The sequence below is a fragment of the Aurantimonas sp. Leaf443 genome, assembly GCF_001425575.1.
Taxonomy (GTDB): domain Bacteria; phylum Pseudomonadota; class Alphaproteobacteria; order Rhizobiales; family Rhizobiaceae; genus Leaf443.
The window spans coordinates 578,748-595,666 of record NZ_LMRD01000006.1; the positions used below are offsets into that span (position 1 = coordinate 578,748).

Below are 16,919 nucleotides of genomic sequence, written 5' to 3' on the forward strand. Positions count from 1 at the left end.
CATGAACCGTTTCGTCACCGCCGCCGGCACCGTCCTCGCCTTCGGAGCGGCTTCCGTCGCGCCCGCCTTCGCCCATGCAGGGCCGGAGGGTCACGGCTCCTTCCTTGCCGGCCTCGGCCATCCCGTATCGGGCGTCGACCATCTCGTGGCGATGGTGGCGGTCGGCGTCTTCGCATCCGTCCTCGGCGGGCGGGCACGTCTCGCCGTGCCGGGCGCCTTTGTCGGGGCCATGGTCGCCGGCTTCGGCATGGCGCTCGCCGGTGTCTCGCTGCCGCTGGTGGAGCCTGCGATCCTCGCCTCGCTGGTCGTGATCGGCCTGATGCTGGCCGCGACGGCCCGTCTGCCGCTCGCTCTTTCGGCCGGCATCGTCGGCGCCTTCGGGCTGTTCCACGGCTTTGCTCATGGCGGCGAGATGGGCTCGGCCAGCGCCCTGGCCTATGGCGCGGGCTTCGTCCTCGCCACGCTCGGCCTCCACGGCGCCGGCCTTCTCGCCGGCAACGCGGTCGCCGCCCGTTCGGGCACGCTCCTGCCCCGCCTGGTCGGCGCCGGCACCGCGCTCACGGGCGTCGCGCTGATGGTCGGCTGAGCAAGGCCCCGAGGCCATGTCACGGCGCCGTCTCAGTTGCCTGCTAACGAATCCGGATGCGTGTGCCGCGTGATTCGCGCCGGCGGCGCATCCGGACCGTCAACGAGCTTCCCGCCATGCCGCCTCTCATTTCGGATCGCCTGCCCGACCGTTTCGACGACTACGATTGCATCGCGGAGGCAATTCGCGTCTTGAAGGCGGGCGGGTTCGATCGCAGGACCGCGGAAGCGGTTCTCGTTCGCCGCGCGCCGGTCGATCTCGACATCCTCGCCCATGCCTGTGACGAGGCCTTCGGCAGGGCGGCCTGACCGCTTCATGCGGCCGGTCGTAACGCGATGGTAACCGTTGCCGACTAATCCTGTCCTCGACGGCACCGCGCCGACCGGCAAAGGTCTCGCGTTCCTACAGGGCGGTGCCGTCTTTCCCTTCGACCGATGATCGGCCCGCGGCACAGCAGTCCCGCGGGTTTCCGCGTGGTATCCACAGCGCCTTTCGCGACGGATGACGATCAGGCCGCGACCGGCAGCACTCTCGCGACATCGTGGGGCGTGAACGGCTTGGCAAGCTTCGGGACGTCGCGGAAGTCCTCCGGTAGCAGCTCGAGACTTCCCGAAATGAAAGCGAAGGGAATGCGTGCGTCGCGGAGCCGCTCGGCGACCGGCAGGGAGGTCCGTCGTCCTTCGCCCAGGCGTATGTCCAGCAACGCGAAGTCTATCCCGAGCGACAGACAACGATAGGCCTCGCCGATCGTCGCCGCGATCACGACATCGGCGCGGACATTGCTCAGCACGATCTCTTCGAGATCGATCGCGATGATGGGTTCGTCTTCGAGGATCAGAATCTTCATGGCGGTGCCCTTCATTCCCTCTCTGAATGCGGCACATCCCTCACGGTTGCGTGGGTGGCGAAGATTTTCTGCAAAGTCGCGGCGGTAACCTCTTGTTAAGCCATGAACTTAAGGGTTCGCGGAGAAAACAGGCGAAAGAGGCGGTCCGGCTCGGCCGCCCCGAAATCGCCGAATTGTCCTGAAACCGCGGGCTTCAGCTCGCCAGAAGCGCCACGGTCTCCGGCGGCTGGCGCAGAAAGGCGTGCGCCTCGGTCGGGCGAAGGAACTGCGCCTCCACCACGGCCGCCGGCCCGGGACGGCCGAAGCGGAAGCCCTGGATCTGGTCGCAGCCGATCTGGCGCAGGAAGTCCGCCTGTTTCTGCGTCTCCACGCCTTCCGCCGTCACCTTCATCTTCATGCCGTGCGCGAGCGAGACGATCGTCGAGACGATCTGCGGCACGTTCGCTTCGCCCGATTCGAGCGCCATCATGAAGGACTGGTCGATCTTCAGCTTGTCGAACTGGAAGCGCCAGAGATAGCCGAGCGAGGAATAGCCGGTTCCGAAGTCGTCCATGTCGATGGAGACGCCGAGGCTGCGCAACCCGCTCAGCTGGTCGAGGATCGCGTCGTTCCGGTCGAGGACGAGCGATTCGACGATCTCGACCTCGAGGCGGTTACCGGTCAGGCCGTTCTTCTCCAGCGCGCCCCGCACGATGCCGACGAGGTCGCGGTCGCGGAACTGGACGGCGCTGAGGTTGACCGCGACGAAAAGGTGCTCGGGCCAGAGCGAGATCTGGCGCGTGGCTTCCTCGATGACCCAGGTGCCGATGGTCTTGATGAGGCCGCGACGCTCGGCGATCGGGATGAAGACCGCCGGCGAGACGTGGCCGCCGGCGCCGTCCTTCAGGCGGATCAGCGCCTCGAAGCCGAGGAGGCGGGCGGTCGCGCCGCAGACGATCGGCTGGTAGAAGAGCTCGAACCCGTCCTTGTCGATCGCGTCCTTCACCATCGCCTCGATCGCGCGCTGGCGATGCATCTCCTCGTCCATCGACGCCTCGAAGAGGACGAAATCCTCGTCGCTGCGCGTCTTGTGGTGGAAATGCGCGAGTTCGGCGCGCTTGACGAGTTCGGAATGGGTGCGTGCCTCGCTGCTCACGGTCGCGCAGCCGAGCGAGATGGACGGCATCACGGTCCGCTCGCGCAGGACGACCGGCTGGCAGACGGTCTTTTTGAGGAGACGGGCAAAGGCGGCCAGCTGTTCGGCGGACTGGGTGTTTCGCTTCAGGATCGCGAAGTCGTCCGGTCCGATTCGCGCCACAAGGTCGCCGCGGCCCACGCAGCCCGCCACGCGCCCGGCCACGATTCGCAGCACCTCGTCGCCGGCGGCCTGGCCGCAGGCGTCGTTGATCTCGCCGAGACGATTGAGGTCGAGATAGAAGTAGGCCATGGGCTCGCGCGTCGCGCGAACCGTGGAGAGGATGCGGTCGGTCTCCTCCTGCATCTTCCCGCGGTTCAGGAGATGGGTCAGCGTGTCCTTGGTGGCCAGGAACTCGATGCGGGCATCCGCCTCGTCGATCTTGTGGCGGCGCTGCAGGAAGATCAGGAGCGGCACGCCGCAGGCGAGGGTCAGGACGCCGAGAAGGATGACGGAGGCCTGCGTCAGCGCCTCGCGGTAGCTGGCGCGGTCCGCCTCGATGTCGGAGACGACGGAGACGTAGCCGATGCGTTTCTCGCCGCGCTCGAGCGGCACCACGACGGACGGGTTGCCGGTGCCGTCGTCCGTGACGAGTTCCCAGCGACCCGGCCGGTCCATGACGGAAGCGGTCAGCCGGTCGCCGAGGCGCATGCCGCCCGGTCGGTCGCGCAGGAGCCAGGAATAGCGGTCGGAGCGCGTGCTGAAGATATCGGTGCCGGCGACGTCGAAGACCGAGAAGCTCTCGATGCCCGACATATTGGCGATGCGGCGCATGTCCGATTCGAAATCGGGATCGCGCGACAGGCCGGTCATGAAGGCTTCCACGTCGCCGCCGCGCTGTTCCAGCGCCGCGGCGAAATTGGCGCCGCGCGACTTGGCGCTGATTTCGACGAGGGAATCCACGGTCCATCCGGCCAGCCAGAGCACGCTCGCCCCGACGAAGCCCGCGATCGCGGCGGCGCCGATGATCGTAATCCAGTACCGCCGTATGAAGATCAGAACCATTCGCCGAAACACCATCCCTCGGTCTAACCCTAGGCCGCAGAAGTAAAAAAACTCTGGCAGGGTTAGTAAACACGTCTTTAGGGTTAGGGTCGGGATCTCGCCTCTCACGCAGCGTGTGTCGGGCGGCGGCCCCCCGTCGCGCGACCGGCGGCCATGTCCGACGGGCCGGGCGCCCGGGCTGCGACAGATCGACCGGGGCTCGAACCGCGCGCCGCCGATTGACCGGGCGCGGAGGCGTTCCTACTCTGATCGTCCGCCTGCAGGGGGCGCGACAGGGGCGGGCTCGATGGTTCAGATGCTGTTTTCGGCCGTTCTCGCCCTCGGTCTGCTGGTCGGGCTTTCCGAGGCCGATGCCGGCGTGGTGGCGCGAGTCGATCTGTCGGCGCAGACCATGACCGTCTCGCGCGACGGGACCGTTCTCCATCGCTGGCCCGTCTCCACGGCGCGCGCGGGCTATCGGACGCCCACGGGGAGCTGGACGCCGAAGCGGCTCCACCGCATGTGGTACTCGCGCAAGTACGACCTGTCGCCGATGCCCTATGCCGTCTTCTATTCCGGCGGTTACGCGGTCCACGGCACCGGCGCCGTGCGCAGTCTCGGGCGGCCCGCGTCCCACGGTTGCGTGCGCCTTCGGACCTCGAACGCGCGCGTCTTCTACGCGCTGGTGAAAGATGCCGGGCGCGCCAATACGCGAATCGTCATCCAGCGCTGAAAATCCCGATGCTTGGCGTCAGGTCTTCCAGCGGCGGTGGAACCACATCCACTGTTCGGGATCCGTCCTGACCCAGCCCTCGACGACGTCGTTCAGAAGCTGGCAGGTCGCCGCGACGTCGATCTCGCCGGTCTCGTCGCGCGGCAGGTCGAGGCGCGGCTTGAGTTCCAGCCGGTAGCGGTTGCCGGGCAGGCGCACGCAGCGGGCGGGGTAGACCTCGCAGTCGTATTGGCGGGCGAGCTTGGGCAGAAGCGGGTTGGTGCGGCAGGCCCGGCCGAAGAAGGTGGTCTCCACGCCGCGCTTGAACTTCTGGTCGACCAGCATGCCGACCGAGCCGCCGCGCTGCAGGATGCCGGCGAGAGCCCAGGCCGCGCCCGCCTTGGAGGGCACGAGATGACCGCCGGCCGTGCGCCGGGCGGACTGCACTTCCTTGGCGACGTATTTGTTGTTCGGCTGACGGAAGAGGGCGGTGAATTCCAGCCCGTAGGCGGCCGCCCCGATCGGCAGCAGTTCGAAGCAGCCGAGATGGCCGGTGAAGAAGACGAACGGGCCTTTCCGCTCGCGCAGTTCGAGGAAGGTCTCGATCCCGTCCACTTCGATCCGCCCCTCGCCGGGCCGCTCGGGATCGAAGTCGAAGAGGTCGTCGAGATAGACGAACTCGGCCGCCAGCCGTCCCATATGGCCCCAGTTGGCGCGCGCGGTGCGATCCACGAAGGCCTCGTCGCGCTCGGGAAAGGCTCGGCGCAGGTTCTCCTTGGCGAGGCGATGGCGCGGGGTGAGCGGTCCGAGGAGGCGCGCCGTGCGATCGGCGATCGCAAGGCCCGTCTCGGCCGGCAGGCGCTTCAGGAGGCGGAGCAGGGCGAAGAGGACCTGCGCGACGACATAGTCCACCACCCGCTTGGTGCGGAAATAAAGCCGCGTGGCGGTCGGGTTCATCGGGCCGGGCTGTCGCTCGCCACGTCGAGCACGATCTTGCCGAACACGTCGCGCCCTTCCATCCGCGACAGCGCGGCGTCGATCCCGTCGAAGCCGATGCACGTGTCGACGACGGGCGAGACGAGGCCGCGGCCCATCTTTTCCATGGCGTCGGCCATGTTCTCCATCCGGCATCCGAAGGAGCCGAAGAGCTTCAGCTGCTGCTGGAAGAGCTGCATCAGGTTGATCTGCGTGGAGACGCCGGAGGTCGAGCCGCAGGTGACCAGCCGCCCGCCGCGCTTCATGCACAGCATGGAGCCGGCCCAGGTGTCGGCGCCGACATGCTCGAAGACGACGTCGACGCCCTTCTTCTTCGTCAGCTTGCGCACCACGCCCTCGAAGCGGTCCGAGCGGTAGTTGATGACGTGATCGGCGCCGAGCGCCCTGGCCGGCTCGATCTTGGCGTCAGAGCCGACCGTGGTGATGACGGTGGCGCCGTGCTTCTTGGCGAGCTGGATCGCCGCCGTGCCGATGCCCGAGCCGCCGGCATGGACGAGGATCGTCTCGCCCGGCTGGAGCCTGGCATTGTCGAAGAGCATGTGCTCGACCGTGCCGAAGGTGACGGGGGCGAGCGCCGCGCCCACCGCGTCGCAGCCGGGCGGGGCGGGCACGAGCTGGCGCGCGGGAATGTTCATGCGCTCCTGCGCGAAGCCGTCGAGATGGAAGCCGTGGACGCCCGAGACGTGCTCGCACAGATTGTCGCGCCCGGCCCGGCACTGGTGGCAGAGGCCGCAGATGCGCGCGCCGTAGATCGAGACGAGCTGGCCCGGCAGGACGTTCGAGACGCCCGCGCCGATGGCGAGGACGATGCCGGAGGCTTCCGCCCCGATGACGAGCGGCATCTTGCGCTTGGCGAAGGCCATGCCGCGCCAGCCCCAGACGTCGATATGGTTCAGGGCCACGACCTGGATGGCGAGCTGCGCCTCGCCGGGGCCGGGGGCCGGGGGCGGGTCGAGCTCGACGGTACGCAATTGCCGGTCGGCGACGAGCTGCAGGGCGCGCATTCTCTGGGTCTTATCCTTGGCGGGGCGCCGGTCAGGCGCCGGGTTCGCGGGCGATGACGAGGCTGGCATTCTGGCCGCCGAAGCCGAAGGAGTTCGACAGGATGGTCGAGACCTCCGCCGGGCGGGCGACGTTCGGCACGAGGTCGAGGGCGATGGCCGGGTCCGGCACCTCGTAGTTGATCGTCGGCGGCAGCACGCCGCGCTGGAGCGTCAGGACGCAGAAGGCGGCCTCGATGGCGCCGGCGGCGGTCAGCGTGTGGCCGATCATCGACTTGTTCGAGGAGATCGGCGTCGTGGCGAGAGCCTCGCCGAAGACGGCGCCGAGGCCGTTGGCCTCCATGCGGTCGTTCTCCGGCGTCGAGGTGCCGTGGGCGTTGATATAGTCGACGTCGGACGGCTCGAGCCCGGCATCGGCGAGGCCGGCGCGGATCGTGGCGATGATCGGCGAGCCGTCCGGCTTGGAGCGCGTGCGGTGGAAGTCGTCGGCGCGCTCGCCGCAGCCCTTGAGGATGGCGAGGACCTTCGCCCCGCGGGCCCGCGCCGATTCCAGCGATTCCAGGACGAGCGCCCCGGCGCCCTCGGCCATGACGAAGCCGTCGCGGTCCTTGGAGAAGGGGCGCGAGGCGCGCTCGGGCACGGCGTTGTTCGTGGAGAGGGCGGAGAGGAGCGAGAAGCGGATGACGGATTCGGGCGTGATCGACCCGTCCGTGCCGACCGCGATGGCGCGCGTCGTCTCGCCGCGCCGGATCGCCTCGACGCCGAGCTGGATGGCGGTGGCGCCGGAGGCGCAGGCCGTGGAGAGCGTGATCGGCAGGCCGCGCGTGCCGAGCCGGTCGGCGAGGAGCTCCGAGATGCGGCTGCACTGGGTGAGGTGGTAGATCGACGGATCGGGCCGCTCGCGCGCGATCTGCAGGAGGCGGTCGTAGCCGGCTTCCTCGATCGTCGCGCCATCCATGGCGTCGAGCGCCATGCGGTGCACCCATTCCATCTCGACCGGCGGGGCGGCGAGGAAGAGCGGGCCGCCGAAGTCGCGGTCGGAGAGGCCGGCCATGCGCACGGCCTCGGCGCCGGCCGCCTCGGCCATGGCGTAGGAGAGGCCGGTCGAGGTCAGCGGGTCGAGATCCATGAAGTCGACCGTGCCGGCGATCGTCGTGCGCAGGCCCTCGGTCGAGAAGCGCTCGATGCGGTGGATGCCCGAGCGCCCGGCGGTCAGGGCCTCCCAGTTCGCCTCGACCCCGGCGCCGAGCGAGGAGACGATGCCGATGCCGGTGATGGCGATGAGGGGGCGGCCCTTGAAGTCGGTCGTGGCGCTCATGTCAGGTCTCCTGCCGTCGGCCACAGGTCGGACGTTGCGGCGGCGATTGCAACCTCACGCACGGCGCCCCTCCACCGCTTCGAGGACGCAGGCGCCCTCCGCGTGGAGATGGCCGACGCAGGTGACGACGGCGCGGCGCGGGGCGGCGCCCATGCGGCGCTCCTCGCCGACGTCGAAGGGCGCGGGAGCCCGGCCGCGCGCCAGGAGGCCGGCGGCCAGCGCGATGCCGGCCGGGAACTGCGCCTCGAAGGAATGGCCCAGCACCGTCCCGTAATGCCGCACGGCCGCCTGCGGCAGGCGCTGGCCGATCGCCTCGCGCTCGATGCGCGACAGCGCCTCGATGCCGGTCGCACCGGACAGGACGAGCGTCTGCGCCTCCGAATCCTCCGGCAGCAGGTCGGCGAGGCGGGAGACGGCGCGCTCGCCCTCGCGCGGACCCCGGTCGCCGGCGGCCGAGACCATGCGGGCATAGGCGGGCGCGGACCGGCTCTGCGCGTGCTCGGCCGATTCCAGGACGAGGAAGGCGCCGACGCTGCCGATGGCGAGGCCGTCATGCGGGGCGATGCGCGAGGAGACGGGCCACCATTCCTCGCGCAGAAGGAGGCCGGCCAGCTCGAAATTGAGGAGGAGGTCCTTGCGCTCGGCCGAGAAGGCGCTGCCGACGAGGCAGATCTCGCTCTGGCCCGACGAGATGCGCGCCAGCGCCGAGGAGACCGCCGAGATGCCCGAGGCCTCCTCGCCCATGAAGGTGCGCGAGGAGCCCGTCACCTTGTGGACGATGGAGATGTTGCCGGCGAGGAGATTGGAGAGCTGGGCGAGGAAGAGCGTCGGGCGAAGCTCGCTCGAGAGGGTCGCGTTGAGCACGGGGCCGGGCGCGTTCGAGCCGCGCAGGCGCTCCAGCACCAGGGCGTCCACCGCGAAGTCCCGCTCGCCGCCGCCGGCCGACACGATGAGGTCGATCGTGGCGCGCATCGCCTCGTCGGCGGGGATGCCGGCATCGGCGAGCGCCAGGCCCGCGGCATAGCTGCCGAGCTTCTGCCAGGTCTCCATCTGCCGCTGGTCGCCCTTCTTCGGGATCTGGTTGGACCAGTCGACCGGGGGCAGGGGATGGACGAAATACGGCGCGTAGCTGTCGGCGTCGATCTTGGGCTGGGGCGCGACCTCGCGCGTCAGGAGATCGAGATGGGTCTCGATTCCCTCGCCGAGCGAGGTCAGAAGTCCGATGCCGGTCACGAGGACGTCTCTGGACTTCTGGCTCATCGTCACTCTTCCAGCGGCTCGCTCGGCCCGGGTTCGATGGCCGGAGCGTCGTTTTCAGGCCGGGCGGGGGAACGCCCCGGCCCCTTCTCCTCGCGGCGCAAGGCGCCGCGACAGGCGCGTCAGGCCGTCTTGGCGGCGCGCAGCTCGTCGATCTTGGCGACGAGGTTCTTCATGACGAAATACTCTTCCGTCGAGGCCTCGCCGTCGTTGACGCGCTGCGTCCAGGTCTCGAGCGGGATCTTGATGCCGAATTCCTTGTCGATCGCGAAGACGATGTCGAGGAAGTCGAGGGAATCGATGCCCAGATCGTCGATCGTGTGGCTCTCGGGCGTGATCTTGTCGCGGTCGATCTCGGAGGTCTCGGAGATGATGTCCGCGACCCGGTCGAAGGTTGAAGACAATGGTCGATCCTTAAGGTGAGCGTCGCGTGACGGGTTCCGGGCGCGAAGCTATAGAAAATCCGTCGCGAGATGCAAAGCGGCGCTGCAACGCACTCGCCCGGCGGGCGAGGGCGGCATCGGTCGCCGAAGGCCATAGCGGGCCGGACGGGCGCAGGCAAGGGGCGGCGCCGGGCGCGCCACGGCGGCAAGGACCGGCGCGGCTTGCGGGCGACCAGGTGGAGCCGCCGCGCGATTCGGTCTATGAGGCAGGCATGCCCGACCTGATCGTCCCCAGCGCCCCGCCCGCGCACGCCCCGCGCGATGCCGCCGCCGCCTCTCGCTTCGCCGTCGCGCCGATGATCGACTGGACGGACCGGCATTGCCGCTACTTCCACCGCCGGCTCACGCGCCGCGCGCTGCTCTTCACCGAGATGGTCGTCGCCGACGCCGTGATCCACGGCGACCGAGACCGGCTGCTCGGCTTCGACGAGACCGAGCATCCGCTGGCCCTGCAGCTCGGCGGCTCGGACCCCGAAAAGCTCGCGCGCGCCTGCCGGATCGCGGCCGACTACGGCTATGACGAGATCAACCTCAATGTCGGCTGCCCGTCCGATCGCGTGCAGTCCGGCGCCTTCGGGGCCTGCCTGATGCGCGAGCCCGCCCTTGTCGGCGAGTGCCTGTCGGCGATGGTCGAGGCGAGCCCCGTGCGCGTGACGGTGAAATGCCGCCTCGGCGTCGACGAGCAGGATGTCGAACTCGCGCTCGACGATCTCGCGGACGCGGCCTTGTCCGCCGGCGTCTCCGGCCTCTGGGTGCATGCCCGCAAGGCCTGGCTGCAGGGCCTGAGCCCGAAGGAGAACCGCGAGATCCCGCCGCTCGACTACGCCCGCGTGGCGCGGCTCAAGGCCCGCCTGCCGCAGGCCTTCATCGGGCTGAACGGCGGCCTGAAATCGCTGGACGAGGCGAGGGCGCAGCTCTCGCTCGGGCTCGACGGCGCCATGATGGGGCGTGCGGCCTACCAGACGCCGGACGTCCTGTCCGGCGTCGATGCGGCGATCTTCGGCGCGGCGGCCGCGCCCTTCGACGCGGCGCGGCTGATGGACGAGATGAGCGCCTATGCCGGCCGCCACATCGCCGCCGGCGGGCGCCTCGCGCAGGTCACGCGCCACATGGTGGGCCTCTTCCACGGCCGGCCGGGCGCCCGCCGCTTCCGCCAGATCCTGTCGGAGGGCGCGACGAAGCCGGACGCCTCGCCGGCGCTGATCGCCGAGGCCTTCGCCGCCGTTCGTCTCGACGAGCGACAGGCCGCCTGATCCGCCGGCCGGCGCCAGCGCGCACCGGCCGCAGTCCCCTCCCATCCCGGACACGCCATGGCCGCCCTCGATTTTGGCACGCTCCTGCCGTTCCTCGCGATCTTCGTCGCGGCCTCGCTCGTCGGCGGCTTCCTCGCCGGGCTCTTCGGCATCGGCGGCGGGGCGATCTACGTGCCGGTGCTCTATCAGGCCTTCGGGGCGCTCGGGGCTTCGTCCGCCGTCAGCATGCATCTGGCGCTCGGCACCTCGCTCGCCATCATCGTGCCGACCTCGGTGCGCTCGCTCGCCGCGCACGGCAAGCGCGGCGCGGTGGACCGCACGCTCCTGAAGGACTGGCTGGTGCCGGTGCCGGTCGGGGCCATTCTCGGCGCCCTGATCGCGGCGGCGGCCTCCTCGGCGGAGCTGCGCGCGACCTTCGCGATCCTGACCGCGCTTCTTTCCCTGAAGCTCCTGATCGGCCGCATGCCCTTCGCGCTCGGCACCGACCTGCCGGGACGGCCCGGCCGCTGGGGCGCGGGGCTCGGCGTCGGCGTGCTCTCGTCGCTCATGGGCATCGGCGGCGGCGTCTTCACCACCACCTTCATGACGCTCTACGGGCGCCCGCTGCTGCAGGGCATCGCGACCAGCGCCGGGGTCGGCATGCTGATCGCCCTTCCCGGGCTCGTCGGCTATGTCGGCGGCGGCTGGGGAGAGCCGGGGCTGCCGGCCTTCAGCCTCGGCTATATCAACCTCGCCGCCTTCCTCGTCATCGCGCCGCTCTCGGTGCTGGCGGTGCCGCTCGGCGCGATGGTGGCGCATCGTCTGTCCAAGCGGCAGCTGGAGGTCGGCTTCGGCTTGTTCCTCCTCAGCGTCTCGGCGCGCTTCGCCTGGAGCCTTCTCTAGCTCGGAAGCTCAGTCGGTGAGGACGAGCCTGTCGCCGCGGAAATCGTAGGAGGTGAGCGTGTTCAGGAAGCTCATGCCGAGAAGGACCGTACCGAGCCCTTCGCCCTCGGTGACGAGCGCGGCGACGTTCCGTCGCTCGATCGGACCGATGCGCACGCTGGACAGCGTGACGGGAGCGGCGCGGGCGACGCCGTTGCCGGTGAGCACGCGCGCCGTGTAGCCGCCGCGCGGCGGCTCGATGCCGAGGCGCGCGGCGGTCCGCGCATCCATCGCGATCGCCGAGGCGCCGGTATCCACCATGAAACGCGTCGCGCGTCCCTCGATCTCGCCGTCGACCTGGAAATGGTCGTCGCGGGCGCGCTGCACCAGCACCTGCCGCCCGTCCGAGCCGGACATCTCGACCGCCCGGCCCGGCACCAGCACGGAGAGGACGCGGTCGCGCGCCTGTCCGAGTTCCGGCCCGTAGGCGTAGAGCGCGATCAGCGCCACGAAGGCGGCCGCCCAGATCGCAAGGGATTTCAAAGCGCTGGCCATGTCGGTCCTCACGAGGTACAGGACGCCCGAGGAGAGGAAGAGGACGAGGGCCGAGCCGCGGGCGAGCGCTGCGAAGCCGTCGGGATCGAGCCCCAGCACCGGGCCCCGGCCGGACGCCAGGAGAAGCACGAGCGCGGCAAGGAGAAGGAGGATCGCAAGGAGCGGGGTTCGGACCTCACGCATGGGCGGCACGTCCGGCCATGCGGGCGGGCAGGGCGGCCATCACCTCGCGCCGCTCCAGGGCGCTCATGCCGGCCCAGGCGCCGATCTCGGCACCCGTGCGCCCGCAGCCGCGGCACAGGCCGCTTGCGGGGTCCAGCACGCAGACCTTGGTGCAGGGTGTCTCGATCGCCATGTCCGCCTTCCGTGCCCGGCGCCTTCGGGCGCTCCGTGCTCGATATGGCGCCCGGCCGCCACGCGCACAAGCGCCGCCGGGCCTCGAGGGATCAGACGTAATCCTCGATGGCCGGCATCACCTCGAGCACGCGCGAATGCGGGAAGATCGCGATGGCCTCGGTGCCCTCGCGCAGCTTCGACAGAAGCTGGAACTCGCCGTCATGCATCTGCACGAGCGACTGGACGATCGGCAGGCCGAGGCCGGTGCCCTGCTCGGCGCTCTTGATGGCGAGCGAGCCCTGGCCGAAGGAGGAGAGCACGACCGGGATCTCCTCGGGCGGGATGCCAGGCCCGTCGTCGCGCACCGAGACGTACTGGCCGCCGCCCGCCGTCCAGCCGACGCGCAGCCACACGACGCCGCCGCGCGGGGTGAACTTCACCGCGTTGGACAGGAGGTTGATGACGATCTGGCGCACCGCCCGGTCGTCGCCCCACAGCGCGGGCAGCTCGGGCTCGTATTCGGCCTTCAGCGTCAGACCCTTCTGTTCGGCCTTGAGGCGCACGTAGCCGAGACTGTCGCGGGCGATGACGGACAGGTCGATCGCCTCCTCGTGCAGCGCGTAGCGCCCGGCCTCGACGCGCGACAGGTCGAGGATCTCGTTGATGAGGCCGAGGAGATGCTGGCCGGACGAGTGGATGTCGCCGATATAGTCCTTGTAGGCGGCGTTGCCGACGGGCCCGAGGATCTCGTTGCCCATCACTTCCGAGAAGCCGAGAATGGCGTTGAGGGGCGTGCGCAGCTCGTGGCTCATCGTGGCGAGGAAGCGCGACTTGGCAAGGTTCGCCTCCTCGGCGCGGCGCCGCGCCTCGTCCGACATATTGCGCGCGGTCTCCAGCTCGGCGATCAGCTCGTCCTTCTCCGCCTGATGCTTCAGTCGCTCGATGGACGCCCGGCGCAGACGCTCGGCCACCACGGCGAAGAACGGCACGGAGGCGACGACGATGATCTTCATCGCGCCGAGAAGCGGTTCGGGCTCGCGCAGCACTTCGAGGAGGAGCGCGGCGACCACCGGCGCGAAGGCGAGCGGCACGACCGCGCGCAGCGGCGAGGAGACCATCGCCGTCACCGCGATGACGATCAGAAGCGTCGAGAACTGGAAGAGGTCGAAGCCGGCCGGGCCGCAGGTCTGGCAGTCGAGCGTCGCGAAATAGGCCCAGGAGAGGCCGACCGCCGCGTGGCCGACAAGGAAGATCCGGCGCCACCGGCGCGGATCGAGCGTCGCCTGGTCCTGCGCCTGGAACTGGCGGCAGATCACCATCAGCACGGCATAGGCGAGGAGCGCGCCGAGCGCCCAGGCGCCCGCCGGAAGCGGCCCGGTGAAGATCGAGAGCGCGAGGCCCGTCAGCGCCACCGGCAGCGGCAGCACCATGGCCGCGGCGGTCAGCGCGGCGGCGTGCTGCGCGAGGAGCTCGCGGTCGAAACGGGGCGACAGGCCGCCGCGCGAGGAGAGACGGTCGCGCGCCGCTTGCAGGGTGCGCCCCAATTCGCCGCCTTCGCCCGCGGCGCGCGGCCGGGGCATCAGCTTCGAATCGTAGGTGGGCGGGGGCGCCAGGGACATCGGTGATCGAATCGCACGCCTTGCGGGGTCGGGACTGCGCCATCATGTTTCGAGAAGCTTAAAAAAGTGCCTTAAGGAACCGCGAAGGCGCACGGGCGCCGGCCGAGCGGATGGGGGAACGACGCGATGAAGCTCTTCGACGGCGGCAAGGCGCCGAACCCGCGCCGCGTGCGCGTCTTCCTGGCCGAGAAGGGCATCGAGGTGCCGATCGAGCCGGTGGACATGACGCGGCTCGAACATCGCGGCGAGGCGATCGTGCGCCGCAACCCGCTCGCGCGCCTGCCGGTGCTGGAGCTCGACGACGGCACGATCCTTACCGAATCGGTCGCGATCTGCCGCTATTTCGAGCTTCTCCATCCAGGGCCCGCGCTGTTCGGCACCGGCGCCATCGGACAGGCGCGCGTCGAGATGTGGAACCGGCGTCTCGAACTCGGGCTCCTCGCCACCGTCGCCGCGGCCTTCCGGCACACCCATCCGGCGATGAAGGACTGGGAAGTGCCCCAGTTTCCCGACTGGGGCGCGGCCAATCGCATCAAGGCCGTCGAGGCGCTGGAAATGCTCGACCGGCATCTGGCGGACACGCGCTTCGTCTGCGGCGAGGACTACACGATCGCCGACATCACCGGCCTCGTCGCGCTCGATTTCATGAAGCCGGCGCGGATCGAGCTGCCGGAGCAGCTTGCCCATGTGCGCCGCTGGCACGCGGAGATCTCCGCCCGCCCGAGCGCTGCGGCCTGATGCGGGACGAGGGCGCGGGCGAGGACCCGGAGGCGCTGGCCCGCAGGATCCGCGGCTGCACCCTGTGCCGCGACGCGCCGCTCGGCCGCCCGCTGCCGATCCCGCCCAATCCGATCCTCTCTCTTTCGGGAACCGCGCGCCTGCTCGTGGCGGGGCAGGCGCCGGGCAATCTCGCAGACCGCTCCTCCAAGCCCTTCAACGATCCGTCCGGCATGCGCCTGCGCGACTGGATGGGGATCGGGCCCGAGATCTTCTACGATCCCTCGCGCGTCGCCATCCTGCCCATGGGGTTCTGCTTTCCCGGCCCCGACGGCAAGGGCGGCGACCGGCCGCCGCGGCGCGAATGCGCCATGACGTGGCACGACCGGGTGATGGCGGCGCTGCCGCAGGTGGACCTGGTGCTGGCGATCGGCCTCCATGCGCAGCGCTATCATCTGGGCGCCGACGCCCGGCCGAGCCTGACGGCGACGGTGGAGGACTGGCGCGCGCTCGTGGATCGGCCCGGCCGGCGGCCGGCGGTGCTGCCGCTGCCCCACCCGTCCTGGCGCAACAACGCCTGGATCAAACGCCATCCGTTCTTCGAGGCCGAGCTCCTGCCGGCCCTCAAACTGTGGGTGGCCACGCTGATTTAGCCCGGCGGGTTACGATCCGGTGCGGGCTCCTGTATGCCACGGGGCATAGCTTGCATGGAGCGTCCGATGGACCGGTTGGACAAGAAGATCCTCAGACTGCTGCAGGAAGACGCGACCCTGGCGGTCGCCGACGTCGCCAAGCGCGTCGGTCTTTCGACGACGCCCTGCTGGCGGCGCATCCAGAAGCTGGAGGAGGAGGGCGTCATCCGCCGGCGCGTGGCCGTTCTCGATCCCGAGAAGGTGAACGCCCGCGTCACGGTCTTCGTCTCGGTGCGCACGAACTCGCATTCGCACGAATGGCTGAAACGCTTCTCGGAAGTGGTCTCCGAATTTCCGGAGGTCATCGAGTTCTACCGCATGAGCGGCGACGTCGACTATCTCCTGCGCGTCGTCGTGCCGGACATCTCGGCCTACGACGCTTTCTACAAGCGCCTGATCCAGAAGATCGAGATCCGCGACGTCTCCTCGTCCTTCGCGATGGAGCAGATCAAATACACGACCGAACTGCCGCTCGACTACATGATCCTCGACCGCGAGCCGCGCGAGACCTGAATGCGATTTGCCGCGCGCGTGGAATCGGTTGGACGCGTCGGTTCGCGGTCCGGATGCGCGTCTTCAAGTCTTGTCTGAAGCGATGCCGGCTCCCGCCGGCCGCCCATAGAGGATCCGGTTATCGCTAGCGCGTGGCCGGCCCGGCCACGCGCCAGGGAGACCGTTTCGTCAGCGCGACAGGCGCGCCAGCAGCGAGGACGTGTCCCAGCGCTTGCCGCCCATGGCCTCGATCTCGCCGTAGAACTGATCGACCAGCGCCGCGACGGGCAGGCTCGCGCCGTTGGAGCGGGCTTCCGCGAGGCAGATGCCGAGATCCTTGCGCATCCATTCCACCGCGAAGCCGAAGTCGTAGCGTCCCTCGATCATCGTCTTGTGGCGGTTCTCCATCTGCCAGGAGCCGGCCGCGCCCTTGGAGATGACGCCGATCACGGTCTCGATGTCGAGCCCGGCCTTCTGCCCGAAATGCACCGCCTCGGCGAGGCCCTGGACGAGGCCCGCGATGCAGAGCTGGTTCATCATCTTGGCGAGCTGGCCGGATCCCGCCGGGCCCATCAGGCCGGCCATGCGGGCATAGGCCGAGAGGACCGGCTCCACGGCCGCGAAATCCTCCTGCGCGCCGCCGCACATCACCGTCAGCACGCCGTTCTCGGCGCCGGCCTGTCCGCCCGAGACGGGCGCGTCGACGAAGCGCAGGCCCGTCTCGCGCGCCGCCGCGTCGAGCTCCCGGGCAAGGAGCGCGGAGGCGGTGGTGTGATCGACGAGGATCGCCCCGGCCTTCATCCCGGCGAACGCGCCGTCCTCGCCATAAAGGACCGAGCGCACGTCGTCGTCGTTGCCGACGCAGACGAAGACGATTTCGGCGCCCTCCGCCGCCTCGCGCGGCGTCGCGGCGGCGCGCCCGCCGAACGTGCCGGCCCATTTCTCCGCCTTGGCGCCGGTGCGATTGTAGACGGCGACCGCGTGGCCGCCCTTCTTCGCCAGATGCCCGGCCATGGGATAGCCCATCACGCCCAGCCCGATGAATGCGACCTTCGCCATGATCCGTCCTCGCTCCG

General features: G+C 69.8%; 19 protein-coding genes. 8 read left to right on the top strand and 11 right to left on the bottom strand.

What is annotated here, in order from left to right:
- The first annotated feature begins 1 nt into the window (after position 1).
- Positions 2-586 (top strand): HupE/UreJ family protein, encoded by a 585-nt coding sequence (locus ASG48_RS07355; protein ID WP_055847338.1) that lies wholly within the window; start codon positions 2-4, stop codon positions 584-586.
- A 116-nt stretch (positions 587-702) separates the two neighbouring features.
- Entirely contained in the window at positions 703-894 is a 192-nt protein-coding gene (locus ASG48_RS07360) for a hypothetical protein (protein WP_156381492.1), read from the top strand.
- Positions 895-1,094: 200 nt separating this feature from the next.
- Here ASG48_RS07360 and ASG48_RS07365 read toward each other — a convergent pair whose 3' ends face one another.
- Together ASG48_RS07365 and ASG48_RS07370 are read right to left on the bottom strand one after the other, a co-directional pair.
- Positions 1,095-1,433, bottom strand: a complete 339-nt coding sequence (locus ASG48_RS07365; RefSeq protein ID WP_156381493.1) for a response regulator — start codon at positions 1,431-1,433, stop codon at positions 1,095-1,097.
- Positions 1,434-1,626: 193 nt separating this feature from the next.
- The gene (locus ASG48_RS07370; RefSeq protein ID WP_082529302.1) at positions 1,627-3,612 is read right to left on the bottom strand and encodes a bifunctional diguanylate cyclase/phosphodiesterase; all 1,986 of its coding nucleotides are present in this window, start codon (positions 3,610-3,612) and stop codon (positions 1,627-1,629) included.
- A gap of 295 nt (positions 3,613-3,907) precedes the next feature.
- Between ASG48_RS07370 and ASG48_RS07375 the strand changes: the two genes are divergently transcribed.
- Positions 3,908-4,324 carry a L,D-transpeptidase gene (locus ASG48_RS07375; RefSeq protein WP_244486830.1) on the top strand — a complete coding sequence of 139 codons (417 nt, stop codon included), beginning with the start codon at positions 3,908-3,910 and terminating at the stop codon, positions 4,322-4,324.
- An 18-nt stretch (positions 4,325-4,342) separates the two neighbouring features.
- Here ASG48_RS07375 and ASG48_RS07380 read toward each other — a convergent pair whose 3' ends face one another.
- The 5 genes from ASG48_RS07380 to ASG48_RS07400 form a co-directional block, all read right to left on the bottom strand.
- Positions 4,343-5,260, bottom strand: coding sequence for a lipid A biosynthesis lauroyl acyltransferase (locus tag ASG48_RS07380; protein ID WP_055847351.1), 918 nt, complete (start codon positions 5,258-5,260; stop codon positions 4,343-4,345).
- Complete coding sequence (locus ASG48_RS07385; protein WP_055847354.1) at positions 5,257-6,303, bottom strand: zinc-binding dehydrogenase; 1,047 nt, start codon at positions 6,301-6,303, stop codon at positions 5,257-5,259. Before ASG48_RS07385 ends, ASG48_RS07380 begins: the two co-directional genes overlap by 4 nt.
- A 31-nt stretch (positions 6,304-6,334) precedes the next feature.
- Complete coding sequence (locus ASG48_RS07390) at positions 6,335-7,618, bottom strand: beta-ketoacyl-ACP synthase (protein WP_055847356.1); 1,284 nt, start codon at positions 7,616-7,618, stop codon at positions 6,335-6,337.
- A gap of 54 nt (positions 7,619-7,672) precedes the next feature.
- Positions 7,673-8,878 (bottom strand): beta-ketoacyl-ACP synthase, encoded by a 1,206-nt coding sequence (locus tag ASG48_RS07395; protein WP_055847360.1) that lies wholly within the window; start codon positions 8,876-8,878, stop codon positions 7,673-7,675.
- A 119-nt stretch (positions 8,879-8,997) separates the two neighbouring features.
- Positions 8,998-9,279: an acyl carrier protein gene (locus tag ASG48_RS07400; RefSeq protein WP_055847363.1), complete on the bottom strand. Its 282-nt coding sequence runs from the start codon at positions 9,277-9,279 to the stop codon at positions 8,998-9,000.
- A 251-nt stretch (positions 9,280-9,530) separates the two neighbouring features.
- Here ASG48_RS07400 and dusA point away from each other — a divergent pair, with 251 nt between their 5' ends.
- On the top strand, positions 9,531-10,571 hold the full coding sequence (dusA, locus tag ASG48_RS07405; RefSeq protein ID WP_082529332.1) for a tRNA dihydrouridine(20/20a) synthase DusA: 1,041 nt from the start codon (positions 9,531-9,533) through the stop codon (positions 10,569-10,571).
- Between the two features lie 57 nt (positions 10,572-10,628).
- Positions 10,629-11,453 (top strand): sulfite exporter TauE/SafE family protein, encoded by an 825-nt coding sequence (locus tag ASG48_RS07410; RefSeq protein WP_055847366.1) that lies wholly within the window; start codon positions 10,629-10,631, stop codon positions 11,451-11,453.
- Positions 11,454-11,462: 9 nt separating this feature from the next.
- Here ASG48_RS07410 and ASG48_RS07415 read toward each other — a convergent pair whose 3' ends face one another.
- The 3 genes from ASG48_RS07415 to ASG48_RS07425 all read right to left on the bottom strand — a co-directional run bounded on the left by ASG48_RS07415 (position 11,463) and on the right by ASG48_RS07425 (position 13,942).
- The gene (locus ASG48_RS07415; protein ID WP_055847367.1) at positions 11,463-12,170 is read right to left on the bottom strand and encodes a TIGR02281 family clan AA aspartic protease; all 708 of its coding nucleotides are present in this window, start codon (positions 12,168-12,170) and stop codon (positions 11,463-11,465) included.
- Complete coding sequence (locus ASG48_RS07420; protein WP_055847369.1) at positions 12,163-12,342, bottom strand: DUF1289 domain-containing protein; 180 nt, start codon at positions 12,340-12,342, stop codon at positions 12,163-12,165. Before ASG48_RS07420 ends, ASG48_RS07415 begins: the two co-directional genes overlap by 8 nt.
- A 91-nt stretch (positions 12,343-12,433) precedes the next feature.
- On the bottom strand, positions 12,434-13,942 hold the full coding sequence (locus ASG48_RS07425) for an ATP-binding protein (protein WP_055847372.1): 1,509 nt from the start codon (positions 13,940-13,942) through the stop codon (positions 12,434-12,436).
- Between the two features lie 126 nt (positions 13,943-14,068).
- Here ASG48_RS07425 and ASG48_RS07430 point away from each other — a divergent pair, with 126 nt between their 5' ends.
- The 3 genes from ASG48_RS07430 (at position 14,069) to ASG48_RS07440 (ending at position 15,864) form a co-directional block, all read left to right on the top strand.
- Positions 14,069-14,680 (top strand): glutathione S-transferase, encoded by a 612-nt coding sequence (locus ASG48_RS07430; RefSeq protein WP_055847375.1) that lies wholly within the window; start codon positions 14,069-14,071, stop codon positions 14,678-14,680.
- Positions 14,680-15,312: a uracil-DNA glycosylase family protein gene (locus tag ASG48_RS07435; RefSeq protein ID WP_055847377.1), complete on the top strand. Its 633-nt coding sequence runs from the start codon at positions 14,680-14,682 to the stop codon at positions 15,310-15,312. Before ASG48_RS07430 ends, ASG48_RS07435 begins: the two co-directional genes overlap by 1 nt.
- 66 nt (positions 15,313-15,378) lie before the next feature.
- Positions 15,379-15,864: an Lrp/AsnC family transcriptional regulator gene (locus ASG48_RS07440; RefSeq protein ID WP_055847381.1), complete on the top strand. Its 486-nt coding sequence runs from the start codon at positions 15,379-15,381 to the stop codon at positions 15,862-15,864.
- 168 nt (positions 15,865-16,032) lie between these two features.
- Here the strand turns inward: ASG48_RS07440 and ASG48_RS07445 are convergent, their stop codons facing one another.
- On the bottom strand, positions 16,033-16,902 hold the full coding sequence (locus ASG48_RS07445) for an NAD(P)-dependent oxidoreductase (RefSeq protein WP_055847385.1): 870 nt from the start codon (positions 16,900-16,902) through the stop codon (positions 16,033-16,035).
- Positions 16,903-16,919 lie beyond the last annotated feature (17 nt).